This is a genomic window from Brumicola pallidula DSM 14239 = ACAM 615 (genome assembly GCF_000428905.1).
In the GTDB taxonomy this organism is placed as follows: domain Bacteria; phylum Pseudomonadota; class Gammaproteobacteria; order Enterobacterales; family Alteromonadaceae; genus Glaciecola; species Glaciecola pallidula.
Genome location: NZ_AUAV01000016.1, coordinates 16,601 through 29,088 on the forward strand (window position 1 = coordinate 16,601; position 12,488 = coordinate 29,088).

Here is a 12,488-nt window from a genome sequence, read left to right on the forward strand (position 1 = left end):
TGGCTTAACCAAGCGTATGCGCCACTGGCATTGGCGAATTATCACCTGATGTTTTTTCGTCTAAGCCACCTGTGCGTTTTTCTCATCATTTAATAGTGCCATAACATGTTGAGATAAATCGGACTGTTGAACAGGGGTTAAGCGAAGCCCCATTTTTGTCCGTCGCCATAGTATATCGTCAGCTGTCATTGCCCATTCGTTATTAACCAAATAGTTAACCTCTTTGTTAAATAAGCCTGCACCGAAATCTTCGCCCATGTCATCTAGCGAACAAACACCGTGTAAAAGCGTGTATGAATGCGTGCCGTAGGTACGGACATATCTTTTAAGTAATGACCTTGGAAGAAATGTGTAAGCTAGCTCTAAGGTGTCAAGTAATGAGTCTTGGCTGTCAAAATCACCACCAGGGATCGGAGCATCTTTTGTCCATGGAGCCGTTGCTTTAGGAAAATATTTACAAATCTGTGTAACTGCAGATTCTGATAGTTTTCTGTAGGTTGTAATTTTTCCGCCGTATACAGACAATAATGGTGCTTTTCCCTGCTCATGTTCCAATTCTAAGGTGTAGTCCCTCGTAATAGCATCAGGAGAGCTGGATTCATCATCCAGTAACGGCCTTACACCACTGAAAGAATGCAACACATCTGCAGCTGAGATCTTCTTTTTAAAGTGCTTGTTAACAATATCTACTAAGTATTCAGTTTCCTCGTCACTTATTTTCGCCTCTAAGGGATTACCCGTGTACTCTACATCTGTAGTGCCGACTAACGAATAATCATCTTCATATGGGAGCACGAAAACGATACGTTTATCTTCATTTTGCAGAATATAAGCTTGGTCATCATTGTGAATTTTAGGCACTACAAAGTGGCTACCCTTGATCAGGCGAATGTTCTTCGGGCTTTTCTTTTTGAGTGCGGTGTCGAAAAAGTTTTTCACCCACGGACCTGCTGCATTTATAATGGCTTTTGCTTTAATATTTGTAATATCACCGGTAAGCGTGTTCTCTAACGAAATTTCCCACTGGTCATTACTCCGTTTCGCAGACACACACTGTGTGCGGGTAAGAATAGTTGCCCCTTTACTCTGAGCGTCAACGGCATTGAGGGTCACTAATCGAGCGTCATCGACCCAGCCGTCAGAATACTCAAACCCCTTATTGATTTGGGAAACCATCGGGCTCTGGTCAGTAAACCTGACGCCACGTGAGCCTTTTAATACATTACGCTTGGCTAAATTATCGTATAAGAATAGGCCCATTCTTATCATCCATGCTGGTCTTAAATGCGGCCGATGTGGCAATATGAAGCGCATTGGCCACATAATATGTGGTGCTTTCTTCAATAAGATTTCTCGCTCCGCTAGCGCTTGTTTAACAAGTCCGAATTCATAATGCTCTAAGTATCTCAGTCCACCATGTATTAGCTTACTGCTATTAGAGGAAGTTGCCGACGCAAGATCTGCCTTTTCACAAAGCAATACTTTTAGGCCTCGACCTGCAGCATCTACTGTGATCCCTGTTCCATTTACGCCGCCACCAATGACGACTAAGTCATACTCTTCGTGTGTTGTTCTCATTTGCATACCTTTTAATTTTGAAAAAACAAGGTCCATCTGAAGCTTGACTGCTTGTTCTTTTAATGTTCTTTTTAATAATGTATCACTCATTAACGAATATATACAAACATTTTCGAACATTATAAGGTGATGCCGGTGAAGATTAAACTTCATATAACAATAAGCGGCGGTTTGTGGCTAGTTAAACTAGGTGTAGATTAACGTCATGGCTGGTAAGAATTGCCTGAATACTTTCTGGTGGTTTGCTGTCGGTTATAAAATCATGCGCTTGATTGATATTGCCCAGACGCACCATGGCATAGCGACCAAACTTTGAACTGTCAGCAGCTAACAATACTCTTCGCGAGTTTTTGATAATGGCTTGGGCAACCTTCACCTCGCGAAAATCAAAGTCTAGCAGGGAGCCGTCGTCCTCGATACCACTGATACCTATAATGCCGAAGTCCATCCTAAATTGATTAATGAACTCTTCAGTGGCTTCACCGATGACGCCGCCGTCTCGATAACGTACTTCGCCGCCTGCAATTAACACCGAAAAGTCTTTTTTTGCGCCCAAAATCCTAGCCACATTTAAATTATTTGTCACTACTTGCAAGTTTTCATGATGTAACAATGCCTTTGCAATTGTTTCTGTAGTCGTTCCAATGTTAATGAACAACGAAGAACCATTGGGTATCATCTTAACAAGATGCGCGGCTATTTTTTCTTTGGCCTTTAGGTCCGTGATCTGTCTTGTATGATAAGAGGTGTTTTCTATGCTAGAAATAGGGCCGGCACCTCCGTGATGACGCCGTAGTTTTTGATTATCAGCTAAATACGATAAGTCGCGTCTTATGGTCTGTGGAGTTACTTTAAAATGTGCCACTAGCTCTTCAATAGCCACAGAGCCTCTTTCTTTAAGAAGTGCCAAAATCGATTTATGTCGATGATCTTGCGTCATCCTTACCTCAGTTGTTGTAATACCCGAGCACAGTATAAGTGAAATTTGATCCAAATAAAATTGTTAGCAAAATCAATTAAGTATACATTTATAGTGAACTAATAGGTAATTAATGTTCGTTCATGTTTGATTATGAACGTTAAAACCGTGTATAAATAACGTTAACGAACATATTCGAATATTAATTTTAGGTAAACGTAATTCATGGCTTATTATATTCTTTCTATCGACCAAGGAACAACCAGTTCTCGCAGTATATTGTTTGACCTGCAGGGCAATATTGTACACGTTGAACAACAAGAGTTTGAACAGTATTTTCCAGAGGATGGCCGTGTTGAGCATAAGCCCGATGATATCTGGCAGTCGGTTTTAAATACGACTAAAGCGGTGGTTGAAAAAATTGACGCTAAGCAAGACAAAGTCATCGCTATCGGGATTGCTAATCAACGTGAAACAACCTTGGTATGGGATAGAAAGACCGGGGAGCCAATTTACAATGCTATCGTTTGGCAAGACAGGCGAACGAGTGTCATGTGCGAGGGCTTAAAAGCGTTAGGCAAAGAAGAGATGATCCGTCGCAAGACGGGTCTATTGATTGACCCTTATTTTTCAGCAACTAAAATTAGTTGGATTTTAAATGAGGTGCCAGGTGCGAAAGAAAGAGCGCACCGTGGGGAGCTGGTATTTGGTACCGTAGACAGCTATTTATTGTGGAAGCTGACCGGTGGCGAAGAACATCGCACGGATGCAACCAACGCATCTAGAACAATGTTGTTTAATATTCATACCCAAACTTGGGATGACGAACTATTAGAGCTATTTGACATTTCCAAAGCCATGCTGCCTGAAGTAATGGACTCGTCTGACTATTTTGGCGTGTGCGAGTCACATTACTTGGGATATGGAGTACCAATTTTAGGCGTTGCTGGTGATCAGCAAGCGGCTTTGTTCGGTCAAACATGCTTTAGAGAAGGCATGGCGAAGAGTACTTATGGAACTGGCTGTTTTATGATGCTCAATACAGGTAAAAACGCGTTAGTATCAGAAAATAGGCTGCTAAGCACGGTAGCATACCGACTAAATGGCGTGCCCACTTATGCATTAGAAGGCAGCATATTTGTCGCCGGTGCGACTATTCAGTGGTTACGTGATGGACTGCAATTAATTAAAAAAGCCGGTGAGTCGGAATCCCTCGCTAAACAAACATCCTTAGAACACGGTGTTTATATGGTACCTGCATTTACAGGGTTAGGAGCGCCGTATTGGGATCCGAATGCGCGAGGTGCCATTTTTGGACTAACTAGAGACACCGGTATTAAAGAGATAGTGACAGCAGGTTTGCAGTCAGTTTGTTTTCAGACAAAAGACTTACAAAAAGCAATGGAGGCTGATGGCGAGCGTCCAGATGTTTTACGTGTTGATGGCGGAATGGTTGCCAACGGATGGTTGATGCAATTTTTGTCTGATATTTTGGGTGCGACAGTAGATCGATCAACCGTAAGTGAGACGACCGCATTAGGAGTAGCTTACTTAGCCGGTCTGAAGGCCGGTGTATTTGAATCACTTGAAGCACTTGAAAAAAATTGGCAATGTGAAGTGCGATATACACCCGCAATGACAAAAGAAAAAAGAGATGGATTTTATAAAGACTGGTGTAAATCGGTCCGTAAAGTACAAAGTCAATAATGCTTGGCTGCTGCGTTTGCTATTCAGTGAGCGCATCGAATTTAACGCTTTCCTTGTTTTTTGTAATGCGTTAATCACTCCAACAGTCGCTATTTAGCGATGTGTATACTTCATATTGTTTATACTTTATGTTGTGCACACTTTATGTTGTTTATACCTTATAAAAAAAAGCCAAACCGCATCTTTTAAATCAACTTACACTAATGATGGCAATTGCAATTGCAATTGATTTTGCATTACAATTGTCGTTCTAAATCACCTACGATATCAGGGACGTGTGTTCGGTTTTCCTTGAGAGCGTATTAGTGCAAGTGTGATAAAACCAATAAACCATGAAAATAAGTCACGTGTGATTGGTTGTGCGGGAGAGAAGGCGTTACATGACAATTCAGCTATCAAACGTGTCCCTTCGAACAGATAAGGGCCAAGTATTAAGTGATATTAATTTAACCTTCGAGTCTGGTTCGATAAATATATTACTGGGGATGCGCGGCATAGCCAGCGGTAAAACGAGCCTACTGAGGGTGATCGCGGGATTAGAAATGTCGCATACCGGCAGCGTGCTTTTTGATAAGGTTGATATCACTAAACTATCAGTACAGATGCGAAACGTTGCTTTTGTTCACCAACAATTTATCAACTACACGCACTTAACGGTAAGAGAGAACATTGGATCTCCTTTGTATGTTGCTAAGTTGTCAGCTACAGACGTCAAATCTAAAGTCGACGCTATTGCTAAACAGCTCAATATTGATGGTTGCCTAGAGCGGTTTCCTAGTGAGTTATCCGGTGGGCAATTACAGAGAACGGCTTTGGCTCGGGCTCTTGTAAAAGATGCTAGAGTTATTCTATTGGATGAGCCCCTGCTAAATCTCGATTATAAATTAAGAGAAGCACTCAGATATGAGATAAGAGACCTGCTGAAAAAAACCGGTACAATTGCGGTTTATGCGACCAACGATCCCAACGAAGCTCTTGCCTTAGGAGGAAAAGTATTTTTACTTGATGAAGGTAAACTTATTCAGGAGGGGGAAGTGTCAAACGTTTACAGAGAACCGGTTAATATAAAGGCGGCACGCATATTAAATGATCCTGAAATTAATTTGTTTAAAGGGCTTATTAACGAAAATGAGGTGGTCTTTGGTTCCGAATTATATTTTCCAAAAAGTTCGCGTTTTTCTAAATTAAGAAAGGGCCAGTATACTTTTGGCATTAAGCCATCGCATTTGAGCTTGCTACCCTCGCATGATGATGATTTTGAGTTTTCAATGCATGTTGAGCTCGCGGAAATAAGTGGTGCAGAGACTTTTTTACACATTGCTAATCGTCATCTAAATTTTCTGGTACATCTTCCCGGTGTGCATGCATACAAGATCGATGCGCCTATCAAAATCTACCTTCCGATCCTTAAGATGTTTGTCTTCGATGAAACGAAACACGCTATCATGTTCCCTATAAACGTATCTTTGCCAGCTTAAACCAAGCAAGGGCAGGTTAGTGCTTATATTTTACTTGATAACATCAGCATTCTTAAGCCTCTTATACACTGTATTTCGACTAACGCTCAGCAGTCTTGCTGTCTTTGAAATATTCTGATGGGTATCATTGTATACACGAATGGTTTCGTTCAAAGGATCGCTTTCTGGTTCTTGTGATGCTTGCGATCGACGTTTTGTTTGCAACAGAGTAGTCGCTGGCAAGGATGAAGTCGTATTCAGATCCGCAAAAAAATCATCTGGTAGGTGCCATTCTTGGATCATGCCCTCGTCGCACATGGCGAGAGCAATTTGAATAACACTGACTAGTTGCCTCACATTTCCTGGCCACGGGTGATTATAAAATAATTCAATTACACGGGGGCTTAATTGAGCCGGTTGATGTTGCTCTTTATACATCTGATTTATTTTAGAGAATAACTGGATCTTGTCCGCTCGCTCACGTAAAGGAGGAAGCTCAATATTGAGTCCACTCACCCGATAATATAAGTCCTGTCTAAATAGACCGTTTGCCACATTTTCACGCAGACTTTTGTTAGTGGCAGAAATGAGTTTTATATCCACTGGGTAACTTTGACTCGAGCCTAAAGGCGTGACACTTCGTTCCTGCAATACTCGTAATAACCGACCCTGAAGCTTGAGCGGCATTTCGCCTATTTCATCTAAAAACAGGGTGCCGGTATTCGCGTTTCTTATGAGCCCTGGAGCACCTTTTTCACTGGCACCGGTAAAAGCACCTTTAACATATCCAAATAACTCTGACTCAGCGAGTTCGCTAGGAATAGCAGCACAATTAACCGCAACCAATGGACATCGCTTACGATCACTAAATTGATGTAAAGCCTTGACGAAAACTTCTTTACCGACGCCTGTCTCACCATGGATCAGTATCGGAATGTCTTTATCAATGACTCGTTTAGCTTGCTCTACACAGCGTTCAATACGCTCATCGCCAGAGGAAAAGTCATCCAATGCAATAAAATTTTTGTCTGTCTTAGGTAATGCTTTCTTCTCAAAATTCGGTGTTTGAATTGAAATAACAGATGGGCTTTTAACAATGGCATGCATACGATATTTACCGATTGCCTGAAAACAAACAGGCACTTGATCAGGTAGGTTTTTAATATCATTTAATGACATATCAAAAATAGAACTTACGTCAACCAAAGCCAGCTGCGTATTTAAGATAAGCTCCGCTCGTTTATTCGCAGAGATGATCACACCGTCTTCGTTAAACGCGATTAAGCCGGACCATTGGCTATCTAAGTTGTCGGCATTAGTATTAAAGGATGCTAGATAATTGGTTTTACCAAATTGCGATACGATTAAGCGATTCTCAATTCCTTGGGCCATTAGCTTTACCATTCCAAATGTATGAGCTTGCGGTAGGTAGGCATCGCTAGATACGTCAAGTACCCCAATTAACTTGCGATTAGCATCATATATAGGACAAGCTGAACCGATCATAAATCGGTAAGTGCGAAAATAGTGTTCGTCGCGTTGCACTTGAACAGCATCACCACTCTCTAATACGGTTCCAATTGAGTTGGTACCCAAGTGATTTTCTGTCCAATTAACACCTTTTTGAAATACGGGAGAATTTTGCTTAGTAAGAAATCGCGGTTTGCCCCAGCGATTTAAGGCATTGCCATGACTATCGGCTAACAGGATAAGACATTGTGTGTTGGATAAAATATTTTCGTAGTACGGCAATACTTCCGAATGAGTTGTATCTATGAGGCCTTTGTATTCTTCGTTTAGCAGTTCTTGATCATAACGAGGCAGTTGCTTCACATCAGGCTGACCGGACTGGTGCAAACCAAGCTGCTCACAACGTGTCCAAGACTGCTTAATAATCTGGCTAAGATCAGATGCCTTCTCTTTCGGGTCTATCGCCATTTAATACCTTTTTGCTGTTGTTATTTTAATAGCCACGGCTGTACAAATCATTAACATTTATGTTCCTAAAAGTAGAATATCCCATGTTGCAACGCCGACTATACATGCTAAACACATGTTAACACTGTTGTTCACATTAAATCATCCTCTGAAATTTATGCTTTTAACAATAATAAATCCCCGTTCAAATTATCTATTTATTACAGCTACTTATACCTAAAATTGAATATAAAAAGTATTTTAATATTTTTACATTGCTGTAACAAATATATTACACAATAATACTGTTCATTAAAATGTGCTCATATTGAACACTAATTTGAACAGTTTTGTGTTCACGTTGAACAGTATGAACAAAATTAAAAAGTGCTTGAGAAGATGGGTTAAAGCCTCTGTAATACCTGCCAAATAAAGGTTATTCGTATATTTATAATATATTACTAAACGTTGGCACCTTATATGCTAGTCGTTTACATATCATTAACTCTTGGTCGTAAGTCATTCTCACTACCGACCGATTTTCAGGGAGCGTTGTAAGTAATGTCGCTAGTTTTAGACAACATAAGCCACACAGTTAACGGTGAATCTTTTTTGAGTAATATCAATCTCACTCTGGAAAGTGGCTCATTTAATGTTTTGTTAGGGCGAACATTAGCGGGCAAAACTACGTTGATGAGATTGATTGCAGGTCTCGATAAATCAACCGAAGGAAAAGTTATTTTACATGGTAAAGACTTAACCGATGTCAAAATTCAAGAACGAAATGTCTCTATGGTTTACCAACAGTTTGTCAACTACCCAAATCTAACCGTCAGAGAAAATATTGCGTCGCCACTGCGCATTGCTAAAGTAAAAGGCAGTGAGATTGCAAAGCGTGTGCAAGAAACGGCGGCAATACTTCAAATAGAGCCGTTCCTAGATCGTTTCCCGCTCGAATTGTCTGGTGGTCAACAACAGCGTACGTCGATGGCCAGAGCCTTAGTAAAAGATGCAAGTATTATATTATTTGATGAACCTCTTGTTAACCTCGACTATAAATTACGAGAAGAATTGAGATCTGAATTAAGAGGCCTGTTCAAAGAACGCAATGCAATTGCAATCTATGCGACTACTGAACCACATGAAGCTATGGCATTAGGCGGGAATACCACATTGCTGCATGAAGGAAGAGTAATACAAAGTGGCGCAGCAACTCATATATATCGTCATCCCGATACGATGGAAGCAGCTTCCTTATATAGCGAACCGACAATAAATTTAATTAAAGGGCGTGTGACTGATAGTGGCGTATCGCTAGAAAATAGAGTGCATTTTGCAATGAGAGCTGAACTCGAAGGCCTGCCCAACGGAGACTATATGTTTGGTGTTTTGCCTAGTCATATCGGCTTAGCGCCGAACAATGATGATGACCTCGAATTAAACATGACCGTTGAGTTAGCCGAAATAAGTGGTTCTGAAACCTATATGCACGTTCATAATGCGCATTTCGAACTGATTATTCAGCTCAATGGTATTCATGATTATCACACTGAAGTGCCTGTTAAAGTGTATTTGCCGACACATAAACTCTTCGTGTTTGACTTAACTGGTAAGACGATACAAGTACCCTCGTCTATACAAAAAGGAGCCTCATAGCATGGCGGAAATACGTCTTAAGTCTTTAGCACATAGCTATAAGTCAAAGCCCACATCACCGGATGATTACGCCATTCGAGAAATGAATCATGTTTGGCATCAAGGCGGCGCTTATGCTCTGTTAGGGCCTTCAGGTTGTGGTAAAAGTACCTTATTAAATATTATTTCCGGCTTACTCGCTCCCTCAAATGGTGACGTGCTATTTGATGGTAAGAAGGTCAACGATATTCCGCCTGAAGAGCGCAATATCGCACAAGTATTTCAGTTCCCAGTGGTTTACGATTCAATGACTGTTTTTGATAACTTAGCTTTTCCATTGCGAAATATGAAAATATCTGAGGATAAAGTGCACAGTCGAGTGATTGAAATAGCAGCTGTATTAGAGCTCAGCGATTTACTTAAAAATAAAGCAAAAAACCTCACCGCGGATGAGAAGCAGAAAGTGTCTATGGGCAGGGGTTTAGTTAGGAGTGATGTATCGGCGATTCTATTTGATGAGCCTCTTACGGTCATCGACCCGCATTTAAAATGGAAACTCAGACGCAAGCTCAAGCAAATACATGAGCAGTTCAATATCACCATGGTATACGTAACTCACGATCAATTAGAAGCATCTACTTTTGCTGATAAAATAGCGGTTATGTATGGCGGACAAATAGTACAATTTGGTACCCCCAGAGAGCTTTTCGAAAAACCCAATCATGCCTTTGTCGGTTATTTTATTGGTAGCCCGGGCATGAATTTAATTGAAGTTAAAAAGACCAAAAGTGGTCTGAAGTTTAACAACACTTTGGTGTCACTTAATCCGGAAATGCAGGTTGCACTAGACCGAGTAAGCACGTCGAATATCAAAATCGGTATAAGGCCGGAATTTGTGCATGTCTGGGATGATAAAGCAGAGGGTGCGTTTGAGTGCGATGTTCTGCATACAGAAGATTTAGGCACTTATAAAATAATCACTATGAAGCTAGATGGCGAAGTATTAAAAGTTAGAATACATGAAGACCGAGCGGTGCCCACTAAGAAAGCCTACATTAGTTTTCCTGAGCAATGGCTAAAAGTGTATGTAGACGAGTACCTTGTTGACATAGAAGAGCCAGAAGATGAAGAAAAGGAGACAGTCTAATGCAACGCAAAGTAAGAGATAACAAAGCGTGGTTTTTAGTCTTACCGGTATTTATTCTGGTCGCGTTCTCGGCCATCGTACCCATAATGACGGTGGTTAATTATTCGGTTCAAGATATATTTGACCAAAACACGGCCTATTTTGTCGGTGCTGAATGGTATCGAGAGATGTTAAGAAACCCTGCTTTACTCGACTCACTAGGTAGACAATTCTTTTTTTCATTCTCGGTCCTCGCTATCGAAGTACCGTTAGGGATCGCCATCGCCTTGGTAATGCCAACAAAAGGAAGAATGGCGGCAGTATCACTGATCCTTGTTGCTATCCCACTTCTGATACCGTGGAACGTGGTGGGCACTATCTGGCAGATATTTAGCCGAGCTGACATTGGATTATTTGGTTACGCCGTTAATGCATTAGGTATTGATTACAATTACACCAGCGACCCCACTGCCGCATGGTTAACCGTATTATTAATGGATGTTTGGCATTGGACACCGTTAATTGCACTTTTGTGTTACTCAGGATTACGTGCAATACCAGAAGCGTTTTATCAAGCAGCACGTATAGATAGAGCATCAAAATGGGCGATTTTCAGACATATACAATTACCGCGTTTGAAAAGTGTCTTGGTGATTGGTGTTTTACTGCGGTTTATGGACAGCTTTATGATTTATACCGAACCGTTCGTATTAACCGGTGGAGGTCCAGGTAACTCGACAACCTTCTTAAGCCAAGCATTGACTCAAATGGCAATTGGACAATTTGATATAGGTCCTGCGGCTGCGTTCTCCCTCATTTATTATCTCATTGTGCTGCTTGTTTGCTACGCATTCTTCACTGCAATTAACCAGCTAGACAAAGCCAAATAGGAGCTTGTAATGGATTATAGTATGCGAAAAAAACTCGGCTTGGCACTATATATTGTGTTTTTGTTCATCCCTATATACTGGTTAGTGATCATGTCCTTCAAAGGAACAGAAGAGATATTGGGAGGCTTAACATTATGGCCTCACGATTTTACTTTTGATAATTATCACACCATATTTACCGATTCAACTTGGTACATGGGTTATGTAAATTCAATGATTTATGTGAGCATGAATATGGCCATAACATTAGTTGTTGCCTTACCTGCGGCTTATGCATTTAGTCGATACCGGTTTATTGGAGATACACACCTATTCTTCTGGTTACTGAGCAACAGAATGGCACCACCAGCGGTATTTCTGCTGCCGTTCTTTCAGCTGTATTCATCAGTGGGTTTATTTGATACGCATATCGCGGTGGCGTTAGCGCATTGTCTTTTCACTGTGCCACTAGCGGTATGGATTTTAGAAGGTTTTATGTCAGGTGTGCCTAGAGAAGTTGATGAAACTGCATATATCGATGGTTATAGCTTTCCCAAGTTCTTTTTGCGCATTTTCCTGCCCATGATCCGCTCTGGAATTGGTGTAACGGCCTTCTTTTGCTTCATGTTTTCTTGGGTGGAGTTGTTATTTGCAAGAACACTAACATCAGTTGATGCAAAGCCTATTGCGGCAATTATGACAAGAACAGTTGGAGCAGCTGGAATCGATTGGGGTTTACTTGCAGCGGCAGGTGTGTTGACTATTATTCCAGGCGTTTTAGTTATTTGGTTTGTGCGTAATCATGTTGCGAAGGGTTTTGCCCTCGGTCGTGTATAACAAAATTAAGGATTAATACTATGAATTGGATGGCTTGGACCGGCGTCACTGCCACGTTCTTCAGCGTGATTGGATGCATACTAATTTTCATGACTATTTTGGAAATAAAATCGCCCACTCTCGAAAAGAAAGGGTTTTTACCAATCGCAACAACGAGAGGCGATAAGCTATTTATTAGCTTGATAAGTGCTGCATACATACATTTAGGTTTTTTGGCACTTGTAGACACTGTTTTATGGGTGGCATTGTGCATCTCTATACTTTGGAGCGCAGTGGTATTTAGGTGGGGTTAATTGCTTTATTAAAAAAAGTAATTAAATACTCTGATAAAAAGAATTTCTCTGATTTAGAGAATTGGACCTCTTTGATGCGAAGATTCGACGCTTGACAGCAAAGAGAGTCCTTCACATTGGCGAAAGCCAACACGAATTGCCGAATGAACA

At 41.0% G+C, this 12,488-nt stretch carries 10 protein-coding genes; 7 read left to right on the forward strand and 3 right to left on the reverse strand.

The window, feature by feature from the left end; translation table 11 throughout:
* Positions 1-60: 60 nt before the first annotated feature.
* The gene (glpD, locus tag G399_RS0107135) at positions 61-1,578 is read right to left on the reverse strand and encodes a glycerol-3-phosphate dehydrogenase (RefSeq protein WP_006008618.1); all 1,518 of its coding nucleotides are present in this window, start codon (positions 1,576-1,578) and stop codon (positions 61-63) included.
* 181 nt (positions 1,579-1,759) lie between these two features.
* Entirely contained in the window at positions 1,760-2,518 is a 759-nt protein-coding gene (locus G399_RS0107140) for a DeoR/GlpR family transcriptional regulator (protein ID WP_006008620.1), read from the reverse strand.
* A gap of 204 nt (positions 2,519-2,722) precedes the next feature.
* Between G399_RS0107140 and glpK the strand changes: the two genes are divergently transcribed.
* Together glpK and G399_RS0107150 are read left to right on the forward strand one after the other, a co-directional pair.
* Positions 2,723-4,204 carry a glycerol kinase GlpK gene (gene glpK / locus G399_RS0107145; protein ID WP_006008623.1) on the forward strand — a complete coding sequence of 494 codons (1,482 nt, stop codon included), beginning with the start codon at positions 2,723-2,725 and terminating at the stop codon, positions 4,202-4,204.
* 380 nt (positions 4,205-4,584) lie between these two features.
* Complete coding sequence (locus tag G399_RS0107150; protein ID WP_006008625.1) at positions 4,585-5,682, forward strand: ABC transporter ATP-binding protein; 1,098 nt, start codon at positions 4,585-4,587, stop codon at positions 5,680-5,682.
* Positions 5,683-5,712: 30 nt separating this feature from the next.
* Here G399_RS0107150 and G399_RS0107155 read toward each other — a convergent pair whose 3' ends face one another.
* A complete protein-coding gene (locus G399_RS0107155) occupies positions 5,713-7,599 on the reverse strand; it encodes a sigma-54-dependent Fis family transcriptional regulator (RefSeq protein ID WP_006008627.1) in 1,887 nt (628 codons plus the stop codon).
* A gap of 540 nt (positions 7,600-8,139) precedes the next feature.
* Here G399_RS0107155 and G399_RS0107160 point away from each other — a divergent pair.
* From G399_RS0107160 to G399_RS0107180, 5 genes are read left to right on the forward strand one after another with little or no spacing between them, the layout of a single operon-like run.
* Positions 8,140-9,234, forward strand: a complete 1,095-nt coding sequence (locus G399_RS0107160; RefSeq protein WP_006008629.1) for an ABC transporter ATP-binding protein — start codon at positions 8,140-8,142, stop codon at positions 9,232-9,234.
* 1 nt (position 9,235) lies between these two features.
* Entirely contained in the window at positions 9,236-10,360 is a 1,125-nt protein-coding gene (locus tag G399_RS0107165; RefSeq protein WP_006008631.1) for an ABC transporter ATP-binding protein, read from the forward strand.
* Positions 10,360-11,229: a carbohydrate ABC transporter permease gene (locus tag G399_RS0107170; RefSeq protein ID WP_006008633.1), complete on the forward strand. Its 870-nt coding sequence runs from the start codon at positions 10,360-10,362 to the stop codon at positions 11,227-11,229. The genes G399_RS0107165 and G399_RS0107170 overlap by 1 nt, the downstream gene beginning before the upstream one ends.
* Positions 11,230-11,238: 9 nt before the next feature.
* A complete protein-coding gene (locus G399_RS0107175; protein ID WP_006008635.1) occupies positions 11,239-12,045 on the forward strand; it encodes a carbohydrate ABC transporter permease in 807 nt (268 codons plus the stop codon).
* Between the two features lie 20 nt (positions 12,046-12,065).
* A complete protein-coding gene (locus G399_RS0107180; RefSeq protein ID WP_006008637.1) occupies positions 12,066-12,338 on the forward strand; it encodes a DUF2160 domain-containing protein in 273 nt (90 codons plus the stop codon).
* Positions 12,339-12,488 lie beyond the last annotated feature (150 nt).